The organism is Providencia burhodogranariea DSM 19968, from assembly GCF_000314855.2.
Taxonomy (GTDB): Bacteria; Pseudomonadota; Gammaproteobacteria; order Enterobacterales; family Enterobacteriaceae; genus Providencia; species Providencia burhodogranariea.
In genome coordinates this window covers 28,351-49,373 of sequence record NZ_KB233227.1, presented here as the reverse complement: position 1 = coordinate 49,373, position 21,023 = coordinate 28,351, and the positions used below count along the sequence as shown (strand labels likewise).

Here is a 21,023-nt window from a genome sequence, read left to right as displayed (position 1 = left end):
AACTGTAGATATTACCTAAGAGTCTGGATCAGGCAAGCCATCCAAACTTGAAATTATTTCATATAGATTAATATCATGTCGATTAACGCGACGGTCGTATTCTCTAGGTGCCATCTGCTATTTATCTGATTATTGCTTATAACGTTATGGTATAAAAAAAGGTTGGAAAACCAAGTTTCCCAACCTTCTTAATCAGACAACATAGGTAATTAGAGATACACTGGCACTAAAATTTCTGTCGCAATCACCACGACAATTAACCCCGCGAGTACAGGTACGGAGGTTCTCTTAACCACTTCAAATGGTGAGATTTTAGCCATACCGGATACCGCAACAACAACACCTGAAACCGGTGATAACGTCCGTCCTAGGTTAGATGCTTGTAGCATTGGGATGACCAAATAGGCAGGGTTAACGCCCATTTGCTTAGACAGAAGCGGGATCAGCTCGACGAAAGCATAGAAAGGTGCGTTTCCAGACCCTGTTGTCATCGCTGCTAGCATCGTAATAATCACCAAGGCAATCATCATGATAATCGCACCAGAACCGAAAGATTGTGCTAAATCGATCAGACCTTTAATAAAGCCAATCGCACTTAAACCTTGCGCAAAGATACCCGCAGCAACTAATAGCATTACAACTGTTGCAAATGCATCAGCCATACCTTTGTAACAAGCATCAAGACCTGTATACACATGCTTAGCACTGAAGCTACGGACGAACTCAAGAAGTGCTGCGATAATGATACAACCGACAATAATGGTGACAATGTGTAGTTCTGGTGCCCATTTACCATCAAAGACTAAAACACCAATAATCGGGGAAAATGGTAAAATGGCATAAAAAGCAGGAGCGTGAGTTTTGATTTCATTCACGTCCAGCATTTCCATTTTTACATGTTCTTTTCTATCAAGATAACGCTGCCAAAAGAAGTGCGCTATAGCCATTGCGACAATTGCAGCAATCGAAATCGGTAAAGTCGTTTTAAAAGCAAAATCAATAAGAGGCATTTCAGCTGCTTGCGCTGCTAATATCACATCCCCTGAAGTGGGTGCCAGAATAATAGCTGCTGGTGAGGCACAAATTGCCGCCGCTGCTCCTCGACTGATACCCACATTGACCATAACAGGGAACAATGTCGCCATTAACAACACGCCAAGCCCTGTTGCCGAAGATACCGCCAATGACATTAAACATGCCACAATATAAGCCGCAACCATCAGCATATAAGGTGAGTTGATCATTTTTAATGGCTTAGATGCAATTTTTACCACAACATCATTCGCACCGATATGGGTCATATAAGATGCAAACCCACACAACACCATGATCATCATGCCAAGATCGCCACCGCGGCTCATCAGCAAGAATTTAATGTATTCCAGAATATCAGTACTGCGCCAACCTGTAGGCTTTACTGATTCGGGTAAAATACTTTTTCCCATTGAGACGGCGATAATCAAAAGTAAAATACCACCTGTCATTAGCACACCCGTCGCCGAGTAGCCTTTGATAATATAGCGCCCTACGCCAATAACGACGATGACACCGATTAACAACTCAATCATTTATATCTCCTGCCCATGTCATTTTTTAATTTTATCAAACCGTACTCTGCCCAAAAAATAAGCCATGCTTACTGATGCGGATCATGCCGATATCAGATTTTTATTATAAAAATTGCTTAACAATATATAGAACGATAAATAGTGTTTGGGGGGAATGAAATATAAAGGCTATTTCTACAAATTTACACCGTTTTTTGAAATAAAAATTCAAAATAGATTAGTCACTAGATGTTCTATCTAAAATATCCATGATAACTCTGATTTGAATAGTGCTAGCTGACCAGTTCCAACTGAATATTTAAGCCAAAAATACCTAAATAATCTTTATAATTATCCAACTTAAAATATTAGGCGACCAATAATCGGTATGTGCGGTAGATAAACCATACTTGTTGATAAATTTTTAGCGCTTTATAAGTTCGATAAAATAAAGAATACGATTTGATGACTTATTCTAATAGTCGCCAGAATATGAGTGAGGCTTGAGAAAAGATGAGTTATACAAGGACAGCTATAGAATGATAATTTAATGCAGTTTTCGCTAAGACAATACTATCAATAATTGTTTCAGCGAAATTGTTCAAAAATCATATCACCAGAAAAACCCCGATATTGTAGATAACGAATTTGTTTACTCTTTTCTTTAAAGTCGGTAGGAAGTACATCACCAAACTTTTTACTGCGTACATTGGCAGCCAGTTCAAACCAATCAACAGTGATATTTTCAAATTGTTGGTCGATTAAAACAGAGGTAAACCCTTTTTGCCTCAGCTCTTGCTTAATACGCAATGGCCCATAGCCTTTACGGATATAGCTCTGGGTAAACGATTCGAGCACTCGAGTATCATCAATAAATTGCTGTTCACTCAATCGCCCAACCACGAGCTCGATCAATAACTCATCAACAACCCCATCATTCTTTTCATACATACGACGTTTCATGCGTGCATGTAATTCTGCCGTCCCATAGTCACGGCGAGAAAGCAAAAAAAGTGCATATTGATATAGTTCTGATTCATTCATATTTCAACCCTTGTACTAAAGCCGCAAAAGTCTGTAATTCATGGGGAGACTACGCCACAACGTCAGCAACTGCAACTTGGAGTAAAAGCGGATGCCCTCTATAGAAGAGACTTATAAAACGCTGTATTGTAGCTTCCCATTCGGTGCAGTTGGTTTTTTGATATTGTTCTGCGCAACTAAATCAGGACACTTTTCTTAGGGAATTTTGTTCGTACTCTACCGATGATAGAGCACCATTTGCAGTATGACGGGTGTATCCTAAATAATTCGAGTTGCATATAGCGACAAACGAAGCTACCCCAAGGAGCATATATAAGTATCTAACTCGGGGAGCTGAGTGAAATCAACAACAAGGTAACTCGAAGTATGACGGGTACTAGTGCACTTGGGTGCCACTGAACAACTTATATATCGAATCTGGTGTATAAGTACCGTCTTCAAAATAAATCGTCCAATCCGTAATATCATCACGAGTTAGTGGATAAACTTCCCCTTCTTGCATCGTTTGTACATAGAAAGGATGGTTAATCAGACGTCCTTCAAATTGGTCACCGTTCCATGAAACTGGCTCAAACCACATATGTTCATGACCATCATAGCCTTCTTCTGCATCTTGATAACCAATGCCACATTTTACTAAGAAGCGCCAATCGCTATCCGCTTCTTCTTCCGCTTTTCCGAGCAATTTAGCCAGAAAACCTTTTTTCTGCACGACAGGCTTTGGTCCGTAATTGTCCAACATGTGCGTGAAGTATTGCCAGCGTAATTTCGCTTTGCGAGACATATCAGCGGTTTCTTCATCAGTACGCATAAACATCATGGCGTTTTGATCTTCAAACCCTTTAAAGAAGCTCCCTAGAATTGGATTTTCCTGAGTCACACGAAATAGCATTGCAGAAGGATGTTGATGTGATTCATCGCGATCATGCCAATCCCCCATAAAACGTTCTGAGCTTACATCGCCAAACTCATAGTTCATATCTTCCAGCGGTTTCAAATCATCAATATTTGTTGATTGCCCCACATGCCTTAAACCTTCTTCAAAAGGTAACGCGACTAAATATTCATAGCCTGCTTGTGTTTGACCAATAAAAATAGGTTCATTGAAAACAATCTTACCGTTAGTAATGCTGTTATTGACAAAGCTCCAGAACAGTTCAGGGATACCATAATAAGACGCGATTGGGTGTGGAATAATAATTTCAGCTTCTGATAACCCGCAACGTGCAAGGCCATGGGTATGGAACCAATACATAGTCGGTCCATGTTCTTCACCCTCTTGCTGATCTTCGTTTTCATCATGGTCATAGATAGCATGGACTACATATAGAGAATCAATGCTTGGCATCAAATCATCAATAAGTTGGAAATTGAGCCACTCACGAGTAAACACTTTTCCAGCCGCTGAGAGATCTAGGCCCAATAATAAATCAGGAACGAGAATTTGAATGATCTTTAATTGATGTAGGTAGCTGACCAAAGGTTGGTCTTGAAAAATACATTCTACAATAACAGCTTGAGGTGCAGCGCTAGCTTCAGCATATAACTCAGGGCTAATAGGATCTGTCGCAAAATAAGGATTAATCACATATTCAGGGTCGCTATCAACTAACGATATAAAGAAACGTAGTTCTTCTTCCCCGCGTTTACAAGAAAAGAAAAAACCGCCTTCATCTTCATCAATTTCGCCTTCAGTAAAATAGTCTTGCTGTTCTAAACGCTGCTCTAAGGTTAATGATGTTAATTCAGAAGTAGGGATGGCAACCATCATTGATGCTTCTTTTTCACCTTCACCAGCAGCAATATCAAGGTATTGTTGTTTATTATTCATTATGTAGACCTATAATTTATTCACTCATTAAAGAATAACAGCTTAGTTTAATGATTTATATTGTGAATAATCTTAACGATTTCATATTATCAACAAATAGCTAACATTTACCTTAAGCAAGAAAATCATCATTATTAGACATGCTATAAATAATTCGAGTTGCATGTAGGCGACAAATGAAGATAGGCGGGGAGCATAGATAAACACTGTGACTCGACTAGCTGAGTGCAGTCAACAACCATGCAAATTGAAGTATGACGAGTACAGTGTGTTATTCTACTTTTCATCAATTAATCAGTCAGGCACAATAGAAAAATATCAACAATTCGACATACCCTAAATATGCCAAGATACTTCTTGACGTATCATGGATGTCACCCTTGTGCTATCTCGAATACAGGTTGTAAAAATATGGCTGATTTAACCCAAAAACAAAAAGATTATCTTGATGAACTTGCAAAGGAACGCGTTTTTGACATGAATAATGACGATATCGTCGTCAATGCACTCGAACAAAAAGTTCATCAAATGGAAGATCATTTAAAAGCGTATTTCCACGAACGTGTCCATTTTCATAAAAGCACCCAGAAATAATTTTCAACTTAATGACTAATGCCGATGTTAACCTTTAATATCGGCATTCATGATCGATAATTCACTCGTCTTAAATCTATTTTCTATCAGCCGATGTTTGCCCTCTTTTATCTCCATCCAAGATAATGATTATTTGCATCACAAAACTGGATGATAAGCCCCCCACATCCTTCGTGTATAAAACAAGAGAAAGAGTTACTTATCTGAAATTTTTGCACTTAAATTAGTTTGAAAATGGGTGATGATTTTTCATTTCAAATCCTTTTTTGGATTTAAATTTTACTCATCTAATTAAGGTGAAAAGCTCATTTTTTAGCCGTTTATAACGCCCATCTTAAGATCTTAAAACTAAGTCAATAGGTCAAAATTATCAAAATGAACAAAAAACAGGCTGCTAAGCGTCTAATAATTAACCAAAATACCCATATTATAATGGTGTGTATTGTGCTTTATTTGATCGAATTTTAGTTATGCACACTTTGATTTTTCAATAAATGATTAGATTTATTTGTAAGTTTCATTAATGACAAATAAATTAACTTATAAATTACATTTTAAATCAATACATTATATGTTTTCATTTTTCAATACGCAAAAACACAGCAATTTAGATAAAGTCAGCCGGATAAAAGTAGCTCCTCCAAAAATATTCTGTTACTATTCGGTCGATTTTTGTTCAGAGAAACTTAGGAGAAGCAAATGCCCTCTCGAACGATGAGGACAAAAGCCGTCTTCGCTTTCTTACTTTTATTGTTATTTTCGGGTTTGAGTTTCGGCTCAACTAGCACTAGTTTCACACTCAAGAAAGAGTATTCTCACAAGGCTGTGCAGAGCTCAAATCAGGCTCAAACATCCCTGCCTGATTTGCGAAAATACCCATCGGGTACGCCACGTAAGAAAGCGTTTTTGAAAACGGTTGTCCCTGTGATTGAAAAGGTCAATCAAGAAATAATGTCAGAGCGTAAATGGTTGCTCTCTGTCCGCGCCAACAAAAAATGGAGTGCACAAGAACTACGTCGCCTTGCACAAATTTGCAATAGCTACGGTATGACGTGCACCAGCCCAAAACGTATTAATTGGGATAAACTGTTGAGCCGTGTTGATATTATGCCAACACACCTAGTTGCTACTCAAGCTGCAACAGAATCAGGCTGGGGAACCTCACAGCTGGCACAACAAAATGGTAACCTGTTTGGGATGAGATGCGGCAGTGGTTGCCAAATCAAGCAGGGAAAAGTGAAAGGCTATTCAGCATACGACTCTGTCGAAGATACTGTTTCTGCCTATATGAAGAATATGAATACCCATAACGCCTACGAGTCACTTCGATCGTCAAGAGCAAAACAGCGCCAATCTAAAGATGAATTAGATACCGCAAAACTGATCAATGATATGAAAGGGTATTCACAGTTAGGTTCAACTTATAACCGTTATTTACAAGAGATGTACGCGAGCAATGAAGAATTGATTACACAAGCTCAAACAACGGCATCGACTCGAATTTAGTTTGTATCACCAGGTACAAGTTTCTACCAAAATCCACTTTTTGATAAAGTGGATTTTTTCTTATTGCAACAAAGTTGATTATTAATATGATGGTGAACGTTCTTCTACCACATCCGTCATATTTTAAGTTGCTGTTGGCTGTATATACTAGCTAAAACTCGTCCAAGTCACGTCGTCGGTGACCTCTGGCTACAATAAGGGTAATTACGTGGTTAGCTGGCATGCAACTCGAATTATTTTGGGCTTACAATAATTAACAATTTGAGTCTAATATGAATTTTTTCTCATTTGAGTTTCTTGGCTCTTTTTTAGTATTTTTCCTGATTTATTGGAGCTGCCAACCTAGTGCAAAGCTTCAAAATGGGCTACTGATTACAGCCAGTTACTTTTTTGTTTATTCATTCAACCCTGATTTTGCTTATATTTTATTTGGATACACACTCTTTATTTATTTCTTAACCAATTGGATTTCAAATTGGCTTTCTAATAAATGGGTTTTCTCGATACTGGCCGTAGGAATTATTAGCTGTTTTACCGCATTCAAATATTATTCGTTTTTCCAAGAGACACTTCAGCAGACATTCGATAAATTTGGGTTCAGCGTAGGGCTACCCATCATTGAGCTATTAGCCCCTATCGGGCTGTCTTTCTACGCATTCCATTCGGTAAGCTATACCGTTTCCGTTTGCCGTAAAGAAATCCCCAAAGCAGACTTCTTTGATGTCACACTATACCTTAGCTTTTTTCCGAGTATTGTCGCAGGTCCTATCAATCGTGCTAAAAACTTTATTCCACAGATTCAAGCTGAAAGCCGTGAAATATTGGATCCAAGGAAAGCAATTTTACTAATCTCATTAGCACTGGTTAAACTATTCTTGTTTAGTTCATACTTAGCTGAAAACTTCGTTAACCCTGTCTTTGATGCTCCAGCAGGTTTCAGCGCAGGTGAGATATTAGTCGCGACCTATGCTTACGCATGGAATATCTACTTTAACTTTTCGGGTTATACCAACTTAGTCACGGGCATCGCTTTATTATTAGGCTTCCGTGTCCCTGTTAACTTCAATGCGCCTTATATGGCAGCTAACTTAAAAGAGTTTTGGGCTCGTTGGCATATGAGCTTATCGACGTTTATTCGCGACTATATCTATATTCCACTTGGCGGGAACCGAAAAGGTTTTAGCCGTATGAATACCAATGTTTTCTTAGCCATGGTGATCTCCGGTTTATGGCATGGCGCAGCAATGACATTTGTCGTTTGGGGAGCAATTCATGGTCTTGGGATTGTCTTGCTCAACCTTAAGAGTTTCTGCATGGAAAAACTTGGTTGGACAAAAACGTTCCCGAATAAAACTATCTCGACGTTATTTGCGCGTATTTTCACATTTCATTTTGTTTGCTTTGCATGGATATTTTTCCGCAGTCAAACCTTTGATGATGCTTTATTGCTCATCTCGCAAATAGGTGCGTCTGGCTTTATCGCATCAATCGGTTCAAGCATAGGTTTATTAATCGCATTTTGGGCATTACTGTTGCTCTACCCTTACTTTGTACAGTCATATCATTATGCAGCGAAGAAGTATCAGGATATCGCTTGGTACTATTATCCGATTCCTCTCGCTATCATTCTGACTATTATGTTTATGCTTTCGCCTTCTGGAATGCCGGGATTTATTTATGCTAACTTCTGAGTTTAAAAGAAACCTGATAAAAACCGGACAAGTCCTGTTTATTGTTTTGATCGCAGGATTGTTATTGATTTGGCTAAACCAAGGTTCATTAGAACGTTTTTGGCAGCAAAAATACCACCGTGATACCCCTTGGGCTGCGATATCAGGCAATCCTGTATGGGATTATGGAGCGTATTTACATGATGGCACACAGGCCGCTGGAGGCGCTTTCCTGTATCATACCTCTGGGCAACAAGCATTTGATGCAAAAGAAGCTGAAGCAATTGCTCTCGCGAATGAAAACAGTAAACGTACCTTCCCTGAAGGTTTTCAGGTTGGGCTGCACTTTGTTAACGGCTATATTTACCCTGCTGAATCACTGTCAATCACATTCCCTGAGCTATTAAAACGCCAACAAGCACGAGAACCGTTAAAGGCAAGCAAAGCCGGTCCAGTCAAAATTAGCAATACCGGGCCGATTATTCCGAAGCGCTTCGCCAAACTTGAAAAAGGTAATGAGGTTCTGTTTGCGGGTGATTCGATGATGCAAGGCGTCGCACCACAGGTTAAGAATATGCTGTTGAAAAAATATAATATCGACAGTATTAATCTCAGTAAGCAAAGTACAGGTCTGGCTTATCCACGCTTTTTTAACTGGCCGCAAACCATTGCTAAAGCCTTGGATGATAATCCGAATATTAAAGTTTTAGTGGTTTTCCTTGGTCCTAATGACCCATGGGATATGCCCCCCGAAGCTGGTTATAAATATGTGAAGTTCAAAAGTGAAATTTGGGAGCAGGTGTATCGTTCTCGCATTAGTGATATATTAGCGGCAGCTCGCCAACACAATGTCGATGTTATCTGGGTTGGTCCTCCCAACATGCGTAAAGCTAACCTGTCAGATGGTATGAAGTTCTTAAGGGGCCTATACCAGTCCGAAGTCGAAAATAATGGTGAAATTTATTTTTCTGTTAATGATGTCTTTAAATATAAAGATCAGACTTACTCCGACTATTTCGGCGACGATAGTAGTAAAATCAAATTAAGAAGTGGTGATGGAATTCATTTCAGCCCGAAAGGACAACAAGCAATCGCTGAAAAAGTTTTTTCATTAATCCATTTTGAAGAGGAAGAAAAGGAACCTCATGAAACTGAACAAACTGCTTCAAGCTAAAACAAAATTAGCAGCAGCCAGCGTGATTGCGTTGTTATCTCTAAGCCTACTGTCTTGCCAACAAGACGCAGAGCGAAAAGGGAAAGGTTCAACAAGGGGTGATGTACTCACGGATGTCAACGTGCAAGGGCAACTGATTGATTACTCTGAGCCTAATATCAACAAGCTTAAGAACAAACTTAAGCAAGGCAATCAACAGGTTCATATTGTTCAAATTGGCGATTCCCATACTGCCGCTGACTTTTTTAGTGGCGACTTAAGAACAATGTTCCAGCAACGCTATGGTGATGCTGGCCCAGGTTTTGTCCCTGCAATTTCAGTACCGGGGCAACGCACTGCGACAATTAATCGTAAAAGTGATAAAAAGCAGTGGGAGCTGTTTAGTAGCCGTAAAGATGAGCGTTTTGATTACCCATTAGGTGGCTTAATTGCCCTGCCTATGGCAGCCAAAAGTACAGTACAGCTGGTACCATTGCAGGCAGCAAACGGAGTTTATCAACTTCAAGCGCTGTACCAGGCCTCATCAGGAAGCCAGATGAGTGTGTCTCCGGCAGCGTCATCGCCTGTTGCATTACCAACAACGGGTAACTCGTGGCGTTTTTCTTCGCCAATCAATACCCAATTACCCGCCGAAGTTGCGGTTAGCAAAGATAATAATCTCAAAATTGGCGGTTGGTTACTTCGCTCTAATCACCCGGGTGTGATGTTATCTGCAATTGGTATTAATGGTGCGACGATTAATATGTTCGATAAGTGGCAACCGCAATGGAGTGAAACATTAGCACAAATGTCGCCAGATATGGTGATCCTTGCTTATGGTACTAACGAAGCCTTTAACGACAACTTAGATTTAGTTGCCTATCAACAAAACTTACGTGAGAAAATTCGTCTGATCCGCCAGCGTATGCCGGACAGCGTGATTTTATTGATAGGACCAAATGATTCAATCAAGTTTAGTAATGCATTGAGTTGCCAAGCTCAGATGCCTGTCCATCTTGCGAATGTGATTCAAATTCAAAAAACGGTCGCGGCTCAAGAAAATACGCTATTTTGGGACTGGCAAAGCTTTATGGGTGGCCCTTGTTCAATTCGCTCTTGGGTAGCCAAAGATCTCGCACGCCCTGATAATGTGCACTTATCTGCTGAAGGCTATAAGAAGAGTGCCCAAGGCCTTTACAGCCAACTAAGCCAGATCTTGAATTAATTCACTAAAAGCAAAAAACCCGTTCAATGAACGGGTTTTCTTTTCACATTCTGCCTGTTACAAAAATACGAAGAATATCATTCCAACAATCGCACCCGTTGTGCCCAGAATAGTCTCCATCACGCTCCACGTCTTCAATGTTTGCGCTTCAGTTGCTCCTGTGAATTTCCCGTACAACCAGAAACCAGAATCATTAACATGACTTAAAATGATAGAGCCGCCCGAAATACAGGTTGCCAGTGCGGCTAATTGCGCACCTGAATAACCTAACTCGCCAATCACAGGTAGCACTAAACCAACTGTCGTTAAACATGCGACGGTAGCAGAACCTTGGATGACACGAACCGCACCTGCAAGAATAAAACACGCGACAGCAATCGGTAATCCTGCGCCAATTAATGAATCACCTAATGCAGGACCCACCCCTGAGTCCACCAAGATTTGTTTGAATACGCCACCAGCACCAGTCACTAAAAGAATAATACCCGCAGGTTGGATCGCCGCTGAGCACACTTCCATTACTTTTTCTTTATTCATGCCATAACGGAAACCTAGGCCATAAATAGCCAGTAAGCACGCTAGCAATAATGCCGTAAATGGGTGACCAATAAATTCAAGCCAGTGCTCTAGGTTTGAACCTTGTTCTACGAAATGCGTACCAATAGTTTTTAGTCCGACTAAAATCAAAGGAAATAGGACTAAACATAAACTAAAGCCAAAACTTGGCATTTTAGATTTTTCTGTTTCCGGTGCTTGATAATCTGCTGGAATATCAATGTTAACGTGCTTGCTGATAAAGCTACCGAAAAGTGGCCCTGCTAAAATCATACCGGGGATTGCTGCACACAAACCAATTAAGATCATCCAGCCATAATCTGCGCCCATCTGTGAGGCTACCAGCATCGGTGTCGGGCCCGGTAATAAGAAAGCCGCCGCCGCCGCAACCCCTGCAAATAAGGGAATAGCCAAACGAACAACGTTATGACCCGTGCGATTTGCTACCGCAAATACCACGCCGATCAATAAAACGATAGCAACATCAAAAAATAGTGGCAATGCGCATATCAAACCAGCAATACCAACTGCATAATGTGCGCGCTTCTCACCGAACAGATTCAGTAACTTGTTTGCGACTTGATCGAGCGCGCCAGTTTCGTGCAGGATCTTACCGAACATGGCACCAAGTGCGACCACGATCGCTAAGAACCCGAGAGTCCCCGCCATCCCTTTTTGCATGGTTTCCGTGATCTGTTGAACTGGCATTCCCGAAAATAATCCAGCGCCAATAGAGACAACCATCAGTGCAATAAAAGCATGTAAACGCGCATACATGACCAGAAATAGTAGTAAAACAACCGAGCCAACTGCCGTTAGAACTAATGTTAATGTACTTAATGTTTCAACTGGGGTGTTCATGGATTCCCTCCAGAGATAATTTTTTGAATAGCCGTACGAGTATTTTCAATCACCTCATCGAGTGATGGGCGAATATCGACAACATAAACATCCTGTTCTTCTGATGTAGGCTCTTGCAGGGTTTGAAATTGGGTGACCAGCATTTCAGGTTTAAAGAAATGACCTTTACGGGCTTTGAGGCGACTTTCAATGAGTGCGGCATCACCCTTTAGGTAGATGAAATAGAGATTTTTATTACCTTCTCTTAATTTATCGCGATAGCTTTTTTTCAATGCTGAGCAAACAACCAATGAAATTGCATTCGTCCGCTGCATCGCAAAAATAGCGTCATTTAATGCAGCCAACCAAGGCAGACGATCTTCATCATTAAGAGCCTGACCCGAGGCCATCTTTTGAATATTGGCTCGCGGATGTAGGAAATCACCATCTAAAAAAGCGGCATCCGTTTGCTGTGCAACGCCATTTGCGACTACCGATTTGCCACTACCCGATACCCCCATGAAAACAAATGTATAATTTTGTGTTTGGGTATCACTCATTGGAAGCTCCTCAGGTGTTAAATAGAAAATAATGCTAATTATATTTATTTACCGATGATACAGATTGAATTGTTACCGGTAACAGTTACCAGTAACATTATCAGTAGCGATGTTATTTTTAGCAATTATATTGAAGGGGAAAAAAGTGGATATGTGATGCCTCTCTCACTAATCGATGCATCACATTTTGGTTTCAGATACTTTCGCCGATCAATACCTCAAAACCGACATCAAACATATGGTTTGTCAGTTTTTGGCCATTGATACGAGCAAGTAATATTTCTGCAGCTTTACGCCCCATTTGGTCTCTAGGGGTCAAAATACTGGCTAGTTTCGGGGTCATAACCTGACCAACATCATGACCATGAAAGCCTGATATCGATAACTCTTCGGGTACTTTTATACCAAGCCGTTGGCACTCAAAAATAGCTCCGATTGCCAGATCATCATTAGTACAAAACAAGCCATCAGTTTCAGGGTATTTTGCTTTACAATCATGAAGTAATTTTGCCCCTAATGAATAGGATGAGCTAACCTGCGTCATCACATTACGTGGTTCGTAACCAGCATCGCGCATCGCTTGCTCATAACCTTGTAAACGAATAAGGGTACGTTCGTCATGGCGAGCGCCGAGGTAAACTATATGTTGGCAACCGCGTGCCAACATTGCTGCAGTCATCTGTCGAGATGCCTCAAAATTATCGATTCCCACAGCAACATCTAAACACGGAGATACGCTATCCATAATTTCGACAACGGGGATCCCTGCTGTTTTTAACATTCTCAGCGTTCGATCGGTATGCGTGCGCTCCGCTAAAATAACCCCATCAATATTATAAGAGAGCAAAAATGTCAGACGCTCTTCTTCTTTTTCAGGTTGATAACCATAGTGTGCCAACATAGTCTGATAACCATGACTATCAGTCACCGCCTCAATACCACGGATCACTTCTGCGAAAACTTGGTTAGTCAATGATGGTAGTAATACACCAATTGCATGGCTGGTGGCGTTTGATAATAAATCAGGGGCTTTATTCGGTATATATCCTAGTTCCTCAACCGCTTGCGCAATTTTACCTCGCAGTGATTCAGAAACTTGCTCAGGGTTTCGCAAAAAACGGCTGACAGTCATTTTAGTCACACCGACTTGATCGGCAACATCCTGTAATGAGGGTCTTTTTTTCTTCATATATCCTGTGTACTTAGGTTTGCTGATCTTTTTAGCTTAAATTGCCACAACTTTAGGGGAAAGGGTTTAATCAGATAACGATAATGCTTATTTGACTAAATCAAGATATCACTTTCAAACTAAATACCTAAACCAAAAAATGAGTATTTAACGAGTAATGACTATGTTCAGCGATCTGTTTATGGATAGCAATCTCTGTTCCTGATTTACATCACAGAATAGCTGAGTTTTCTGTTTAACCACGCTTTTATTGTTGACTCTGTGAGATGACTTGGTTAATTTTCGCTGTATATTAATAAATACAACGAGCAACCTCTAAGCCCTATGGGAATCAATCGTAGATACTTTTTAAAATCCTGCGCTGCATTGGCCGCACTTTACTATTTACCTGCTTATGGGCTAAGTAATAATAAAGTTGAACAAGCACTTTTTGGTGTACTACCAAAGCCGGATAAAATTCAACGCGTCATTAGTTCAGGGCCGCCTTCTGATCTGCTGCTATTTGCTTTAGCACCTGAAAAAATGGTCGGATTTTCCTCGATTAACTTACAAAAAGGACATTCCGATTTATTCGCGGTGCAATGGCGAAACTTACCTATCTATGGACGCTTAGCAGGACGGGGCAGTACGTTATCGTTGGAGAAGCTACTCGACTATAACCCTGAACTAATTGTCGATACTGGCAATATTGATGAAACTTATCGTTCACAAGCCGAAAAAGTGGCTAAGCAAACAGGTATTGCTTATTTATTACTGGCTGGAGGGCTACAAGATGCACCTCAACAATTACGCCAATTAGGTGAGGTACTGAATGTTGATCAACAAGCTCAAAAACTCAGTAATATTGCTGAACACTACCTTCAAGATGCCAAACAATTCGCCGTACAGAATCAATCTCATGCTCTAAGCTTTTATTTAGCAAGAGGAGCAAAAGGCTTACAAACAGGAACTAAAGGATCAATTCATACCGAAGCAATTGAAATGTTAGGTTTTCGTAATGTTGCCGATATTCCCGGTTTTCATGGTTTAACCGAGGTATCAATGGAACAACTGTATGACTGGAACCCCGATATTATCATCACTCAATATGAAGAAGTTGAAGCGCTGATTAATAGCTCTGCCTTGTGGAAAGGGTTAACAGCGGTTTCATCTAACCACTTACTCTCTTTTGGTGGTATGCCATTTGGGTGGATTGATGGACCACCCGGTGTGAATCGGCTGCTAGGTATGCGCCGATTACAAAGCCATTTTGACAAGCAAATCGAGTTGACTATTCGTGATGATATCAAACAGTTCTTTGATTTGTTTTATCACTCAGAGCTGACAAATTCACAAGTTGATATGTTGATGGAACATTCATGAGTCGCACAGCAAAACAGCTTTTACTAGCGATTATTTTTATCATCTGTTTCGCCATTGCTTTAACTAGTGGTAAGTATTCACTAACTTTTAATCAGTTGTTCAACCTAATTGCATCTGAATTTAGTTCTCAAGCCGTCATTGACGATCCACGCAATGCGACCGTTTTCTGGCAGATACGTTTTCCACGCACACTTGCGGCTATTTTGATTGGTGGTGGGCTTGCTATTGCAGGCGCTGCCTATCAGGGTATGTTTCGTAATCCGTTAGTTTCACCGGATATCTTAGGTGTTTCTGCGGGTGCGGGTGTCGGAGCTGTTATTGGCATATTTTTCGGCCAATCCCTCGTCTTCATTCAACTTGCCGCATTTGTCGGTGGCTTAACCGCAGTCACATTGGTTTGCCTCATTGCGCGAATGGCTCGTCAACACGATCCTATTTTGTCATTAGTATTAGTCGGTGTTGCTATCAGTGCGTTATGTGGCTCAGCTATCTCCTTGATGAAAATATTGGCAGATCCTTATACACAACTTCCATCAATCACTTTTTGGCTGCTCGGTGGACTTTCATCGATTACACAGAGCGACCTGCTATCCGCGTTACCGATTATGTTAATTGGCATCATTCCGTTACTGCTATTGCGCTGGCGAATGAATCTGCTCAGCCTATCAGACGAAGAAGCCAAGAGCCTCGGCATTAATGTGAATTTAATTAGAGCCATTTTTATTGTCTCTGCAACATTGATTACCGCCAGTGCGGTCTCTATTGCGGGAATTATTGGTTGGATAGGGTTGATTGTTCCCCATATCACTCGAATGATAGTGGGTGCTAACTTTCGTTATCAGCTCCCTGCATCAATGGCTATCGGTGCCATCATGTTACTGATTACTGACACGCTTGCCCGTAGTATTGCCGCGATTGAACTTCCTCTGGGAATATTAACCTCTGCAGTTGGCGCTCCGTTCTTTTTAGCAATTCTATTGCAAACACGGAGAGTAAAATGAGCCTAATTACTCTCGAAAATGTGGCCATTGGCTATCATCATAAAGCCATCATTAATCATATTAGCTTCACGTTAGAAAAAGGGGCGATGACCTGTCTTTTAGGCGCGAATGGCTGTGGCAAAACAACGTTGATGAAAACCTTGCTTGGTTTAATTCCAGCCATTAATGGCGATATTTTATTACAAAAAAAATCTATCAAGGCCTATAAACCGGTTGATATCGCGAAAGTTATTGCTTACGTACCTCAAGCTCATGATACACCATTTACTTTCACGGTGATTGACATGGTGATGATGGGATTAACACCTCACATCTCATTATTTTCAGTGCCCGGAGCTAAAGAGCGGACTTTAAGCTTACAACAACTTGAAAAATTGGGTATAGAACACCTTGAATCTCGCTTATATAGCACCTTAAGCGGCGGCGAAAAGCAACTCGTCTTAATTGCCCGAGCCTTAATCCAAAACCCGCTAATACTTATTATGGATGAGCCTGCTGCAAGCCTTGATTTTGGTAATCAAATTCGTTTATTAAAGCAAGTTGAGCAACTAAAAGAACATGGCATTACCGTTTTGATGTCAACCCATCATCCACAACATGCCGCAGCAATTGCCGATAATGTTATCTTGCTGGATAGACGGCAAGGCGCTAGGCAAGGCACCGCCCAAAGTATGTTAACACTTACTAACTTAGCGGAGCTTTATTCCATAGACGAACAAAGTATTGCGGCTCATTTTCAGCTTCCTTCTAATTTTACTTGTTAAGGCCAGAGTTATGCTAATCGATCAATTAGATTTTGCGAGTATGTACCAACAACATATGCAACAAGCTCAGCGTACACGCAAAGAACCTGAGCATTGGGATAAAAAAGCACAACAAATGGCGCAGACATGCGCAAATCCACAAGATCCCTATTTAATCTGTTTCCGTGAGTTAATTGATTTTTCAGATGCGAAAACTTTACTGGATGTCGGTTGTGGCCCCGGTTCCGTCTGTTTAAGCCTTGCTAATCACTTCACATCCGTTATTGGTATCGACTATAGCCAAGGCATGTTAGATGCGGCACAAGAGCGTGCAAATGCGCTCAACATTCACAACGCCCACTTCGAGCAACTGGCATGGGAAGATAGCTGGGAAAATCTACCAAAAGTGGATATTGCCGTCGCCTCGCGCTCAACTTTAGTCGATGACCTTAAAGCAGCACTACTGAAACTCAATCAACAAGCTAACTTGCGGGTTTATACCACGCATACCGTTAATCCAACCTTTATCGATGAAAATATCATTCGTGAAATCGGGCGAGAAGTTATCCGCCTGCCCACCTACATTTATGCGGTCAATATCCTGCATCAATTGGGTATCAATGCACGTGTTGATTTTATTAATAGCCCAGATAAAGGTGGATTTGATAGCTTTGATGCTTTTGTCGATAGCGTAAACTGGTCACTCAAAAATCTGACATCTGAAGAGACAGACAAGCTACGCAAGTATTACGACAAGCGCATAGCGTCAGGTCAACGTATTCCTTATCCTTCCCGCAGCTGGGCAATGGTGTCGTGGGATGTCGTTGATGAAGAGTGCCTAAAGGTATGATTTATCTTCCCGACAGCCTAATTGATCAACTACTACTGGATGATATTCAGTATGGTGACCTAACAACTCGCTCTCTTGGCTTGCAGACCCAGCAAGGCACCATGACATTTACCTCTAAGCAAGGTGGCTGCGTTAGCGGCATTGCCATTGCGGCACGCATGCTTGGCAAACTAGGGATTGATTACCAATGCCATTATCGTGATGGTGAAGTTGTTGACACTAACAGCTGTTTAATCGCTGCATCGGGCACAATAGAGGCGCTTCATCAAGGGTGGAAAGCTGTTCAGAACGTCCTTGAGTGGTGCTGTGGTGTAAGTCATTACACTCACCAAATGGTCGCGATACTTAAACAATATCAACCGACAGCGCAATTAGCTTGTACCCGAAAAACTGTTCCAGGTACTAAATTTTTAGCACTCACAGCGATTATTGCTGGTGGTGCTATTATTCATCGCGCTGGCAGTGCGGAGAGCATTTTGCTGTTTACCAATCATCGCAACTGTTTATCTGTACCTGATGATTGGTCTTCCCATGTACAAACATTAAGAATAGCAGCCCCCGAAAAGCAAATTATTGTCGAAGCCGATAATAGCGAACAAGCCCTACTCGCAATCGAAGCTGGCGCCGATATTATTCAGTTAGATAAATTTAACCCGCGGCACGTTCGTGAATTACAGCAAGAGATTCGTGACCGAAATAGCTCATGTCGCTTATCGGTTGCTGGTGGCATTAACTTACAAACAATTGAAGATTATGCCCAAACTGGCGTTTCTCTATTTGTAACCTCAGCACCTTATTACGCACCACCAAGAGACATCAAAGTTCAAATTTTTACGCAAAAAACCTCGTAACCATATGATTTAATAGAGTGCAATTTAAGAGAGCTATCTGGCAAGTTTGTCGGTTTGCTTTCTTATATATGAGTAAACGATAGCTATCGTTATATAACAAAAAATATACCGAGTTAAATAAACTGGAATAGAAGAATGAAAATAAAACAAATAACGTATTTAGTTGGGATGGCTTTATGCACCACAAATAGTTTAGCTGCCACAGCAGAAGAAAAAACAAATCGTGATGTAATGACTGTGTGGAGTACCCCACTCGCCGCAGATGAGAATGTTATTACTCAATCTCAAATGAAATTACTCAACAAAACCAATGTTGCACAAGCGTTGAGTACCATGCCGGGTGTTGCGATTCAAAAATCAGGCAACCGTAACGAAACTCAAGTGAACGTTCGTGGTTTTGATAGCCGCCAAGTTCCTGTGTTTTTTGATGGCATTCCAACTTATGTACCTTATGACGGTACATTAGACCTTGGTCGATTTATGACCAGCGAACTATCTAGTGTTGAGCTATCAACGGGTTATACGTCATTACTACAAGGTCCAAACTTGATGGGAGGTGCCATTAACCTTACTACCGCCACCCCCAAAAAACCATTTGAAGCCAATATCAGCCTAAACCAAGGTTTTGCTCGCGGAGCTGACAATGCTCATAACGTCAGTGCGCGTATCGGTGGACGTAATGACCTAGGCTTTATTCAAATCAGTGGTAGTCAGTACAAGCAACGCTTTATGGGGCTGCCCGATTCAGATGATAATAATCCATTAGCTGGCAGCCACGGGCGCAGAACTAACTCCGCGACTGACGATAAACGTCTGATGTTAAAAATGGGTTGGACTCCACGTGAAACTGATGAATATGTGGTGACTTACCTGAAACAAGATGGCGATAAAAATAGTGCACCAAGTGCTAGTAACAAAAATCAGCAAATTTGGCAGTGGCCTGAATATAATAAAGAGAGCATCTATTTTAGTGGTACCACTCAGGTAACTGAAGATATTGCGCTACAAAGCCGTCTATATCACGACACCTTCAAAAATACGCTCCATCAATATACTTCCGTTAAAAATTATAAAGATGGCAAGTATAACTACAGTCACTATGACGATTACAGCAACGGTGCGGATATGCGTGTTGATTTCACGCTGCGTGAACTCGATATGCTGTCATTTGCGGCACACTGGAAAGAAGATGTTCACCGTTCCCGTGGTAATAAGGTTGTTCCTTACGATCGTTATAAAGATCAAACATGGTCAGTAGCGACTGAATACCAATGGGTTGCAACCGATAAGCTCGATATTATTGGCGGAATTGGCTATGACTGGCGTAGTAGTGATGATGGAAAACGCTACCTCTATAATAAGCAGAACGTCGTCACCGGTATTGAAACCTATGAAGATAACCGCCAGCGTGCATTTAACTGGGAGTTAATGGCGCGTTATCACTTAGAAAACAATGATACTATTCAAGCTTCTGTTTCGGATAGAAGCCGTTTCCCAACGCAAAAAGAACGTTATACCAAAAACAAAATGAAAAACAATGATTCTTTTATCATTAACCCTCATCTTGATGCGGAACGTGCTCTGACCTTTGATCTGACTTATAAAGGCCACATCACACCAGATTGGTCATACAATGCAAGCGCCTATTATAACCATGTCTCTGATGCCATCATGGCGCACTATATGGGCTACAATGCAGCTGAAGAATCTAATGTTTACCAGAACCGTAACAGCGGTAAAGTTAACTACGCAGGGATTGATTTAGGGACAAATGGAAAACTGACCGATTGGATGGAGGCAGGCTTAAGCTATAGCTATATCCATGCTGATCCTAAACATGAAAGTGTCCGTCATGTTGCCGAACTACCAACGCATAAAGCCTTTGCTTGGGTTAAATTTACGCCTTACGAACCATTTAGCATTACAGTGACTGAAGAAGCAAGAAGCTGGGGCTACAACTATATCGACAGTAACGATAAAGTGAGTGGATTTGCTAAAACAGATGTTCGTTTAGATTATGATTTAGGATATGGAGTTTCAGTCAATACCTCCGTCAATAACCTATTGGATAAATCATATCAGTACACAACGGGTTATATAGAAGAAGGCCGTAATTACTGGTTAGGCATTGAATATAACTATTAATCACAGCGACATTAGGTAAGGGGGTTCCCTTTACCTAACAATAAAAAATGGCTAACTTTCAATAAGTAGCACCCAATCTACTCATCAAACGTTATTTTTATTATTTCGTTATGTACTCGAATTCAACTTCTATAACTCAATACTTTTATACTTTTATACTTTTTATACTTTTTATATCTTTTATGCCTTTTATGTCTTTTATGTCTTTTATGTCTTTTATGTCTTTTATACTTAGAATAATTGATGGAAATAAATACCCTAAATAATTCGAGTTAGAGCTAGGCGACAAGAGAATGAGACGCTAGGAGCATAGATAACTATGTGACTAGTGCGAATGAACGTAGTCAACAGCGCTAT

17 protein-coding genes are annotated in these 21,023 nt (G+C 40.8%); 11 read left to right on the top strand and 6 right to left on the bottom strand.

Annotation, left to right across the window (positions count from 1 at the left end; genetic code table 11):
* Positions 1-209 precede the first annotated feature (209 nt).
* From dcuC to OOA_RS18780, 3 genes are all read right to left on the bottom strand, one after another.
* On the bottom strand, positions 210-1,568 hold the full coding sequence (gene dcuC, locus OOA_RS18790) for an anaerobic C4-dicarboxylate transporter DcuC (protein WP_008913758.1): 1,359 nt from the start codon (positions 1,566-1,568) through the stop codon (positions 210-212).
* A 567-nt stretch (positions 1,569-2,135) separates the two neighbouring features.
* Entirely contained in the window at positions 2,136-2,591 is a 456-nt protein-coding gene (locus tag OOA_RS18785; protein ID WP_008913757.1) for a regulatory protein RecX, read from the bottom strand.
* A gap of 376 nt (positions 2,592-2,967) precedes the next feature.
* A complete protein-coding gene (locus OOA_RS18780) occupies positions 2,968-4,422 on the bottom strand; it encodes a DUF4026 domain-containing protein (RefSeq protein ID WP_008913756.1) in 1,455 nt (484 codons plus the stop codon).
* Positions 4,423-4,833: 411 nt separating this feature from the next.
* Here OOA_RS18780 and OOA_RS18775 point away from each other — a divergent pair, with 411 nt between their 5' ends.
* From OOA_RS18775 to OOA_RS18755, 5 genes are all read left to right on the top strand, one after another.
* Positions 4,834-5,016 (top strand): hypothetical protein, encoded by a 183-nt coding sequence (locus OOA_RS18775; protein ID WP_008913755.1) that lies wholly within the window; start codon positions 4,834-4,836, stop codon positions 5,014-5,016.
* A gap of 699 nt (positions 5,017-5,715) precedes the next feature.
* The gene (locus tag OOA_RS18770; protein ID WP_008913754.1) at positions 5,716-6,522 is read left to right on the top strand and encodes a protein bax; all 807 of its coding nucleotides are present in this window, start codon (positions 5,716-5,718) and stop codon (positions 6,520-6,522) included.
* A 272-nt stretch (positions 6,523-6,794) separates the two neighbouring features.
* Positions 6,795-8,213 (top strand): MBOAT family O-acyltransferase, encoded by a 1,419-nt coding sequence (locus tag OOA_RS18765; RefSeq protein ID WP_008913753.1) that lies wholly within the window; start codon positions 6,795-6,797, stop codon positions 8,211-8,213.
* Positions 8,200-9,366 carry an SGNH/GDSL hydrolase family protein gene (locus tag OOA_RS18760; RefSeq protein WP_008913752.1) on the top strand — a complete coding sequence of 389 codons (1,167 nt, stop codon included), beginning with the start codon at positions 8,200-8,202 and terminating at the stop codon, positions 9,364-9,366. The genes OOA_RS18765 and OOA_RS18760 overlap by 14 nt, the downstream gene beginning before the upstream one ends.
* Positions 9,338-10,570, top strand: coding sequence for an SGNH/GDSL hydrolase family protein (locus OOA_RS18755; protein WP_008913751.1), 1,233 nt, complete (start codon positions 9,338-9,340; stop codon positions 10,568-10,570). Before OOA_RS18760 ends, OOA_RS18755 begins: the two co-directional genes overlap by 29 nt.
* A gap of 57 nt (positions 10,571-10,627) precedes the next feature.
* Here OOA_RS18755 and gntU read toward each other — a convergent pair whose 3' ends face one another.
* From gntU to gntR, 3 genes are all read right to left on the bottom strand, one after another.
* A complete protein-coding gene (gene gntU / locus OOA_RS18750) occupies positions 10,628-11,986 on the bottom strand; it encodes a gluconate transporter (RefSeq protein WP_008913750.1) in 1,359 nt (452 codons plus the stop codon).
* Positions 11,983-12,525, bottom strand: coding sequence for a gluconokinase (gene gntK / locus OOA_RS18745; protein WP_008913749.1), 543 nt, complete (start codon positions 12,523-12,525; stop codon positions 11,983-11,985). The genes gntU and gntK overlap by 4 nt, the downstream gene beginning before the upstream one ends.
* 193 nt (positions 12,526-12,718) lie before the next feature.
* Entirely contained in the window at positions 12,719-13,714 is a 996-nt protein-coding gene (gntR, locus tag OOA_RS18740; RefSeq protein ID WP_008913748.1) for a gluconate operon transcriptional repressor GntR, read from the bottom strand.
* 324 nt (positions 13,715-14,038) lie between these two features.
* On the opposite strand from gntR, the gene OOA_RS18735 reads away from it, so the two are divergent.
* From OOA_RS18735 to OOA_RS18710, 6 genes are all read left to right on the top strand, one after another.
* Positions 14,039-15,076: an ABC transporter substrate-binding protein gene (locus OOA_RS18735; protein ID WP_008913747.1), complete on the top strand. Its 1,038-nt coding sequence runs from the start codon at positions 14,039-14,041 to the stop codon at positions 15,074-15,076.
* Complete coding sequence (locus tag OOA_RS18730; RefSeq protein ID WP_008913746.1) at positions 15,073-16,077, top strand: FecCD family ABC transporter permease; 1,005 nt, start codon at positions 15,073-15,075, stop codon at positions 16,075-16,077. The genes OOA_RS18735 and OOA_RS18730 overlap by 4 nt, the downstream gene beginning before the upstream one ends.
* A complete protein-coding gene (locus OOA_RS18725) occupies positions 16,074-16,841 on the top strand; it encodes an ABC transporter ATP-binding protein (RefSeq protein ID WP_008913745.1) in 768 nt (255 codons plus the stop codon). Before OOA_RS18730 ends, OOA_RS18725 begins: the two co-directional genes overlap by 4 nt.
* 10 nt (positions 16,842-16,851) lie before the next feature.
* A complete protein-coding gene (locus OOA_RS18720; RefSeq protein WP_008913744.1) occupies positions 16,852-17,670 on the top strand; it encodes a class I SAM-dependent methyltransferase in 819 nt (272 codons plus the stop codon).
* Positions 17,667-18,521, top strand: a complete 855-nt coding sequence (gene modD / locus OOA_RS18715; RefSeq protein ID WP_008913743.1) for a ModD protein — start codon at positions 17,667-17,669, stop codon at positions 18,519-18,521. Before OOA_RS18720 ends, modD begins: the two co-directional genes overlap by 4 nt.
* Before the next feature lie 135 nt (positions 18,522-18,656).
* Entirely contained in the window at positions 18,657-20,666 is a 2,010-nt protein-coding gene (locus OOA_RS18710) for a TonB-dependent receptor plug domain-containing protein (RefSeq protein ID WP_008913742.1), read from the top strand.
* Positions 20,667-21,023: the final 357 nt, after the last annotated feature.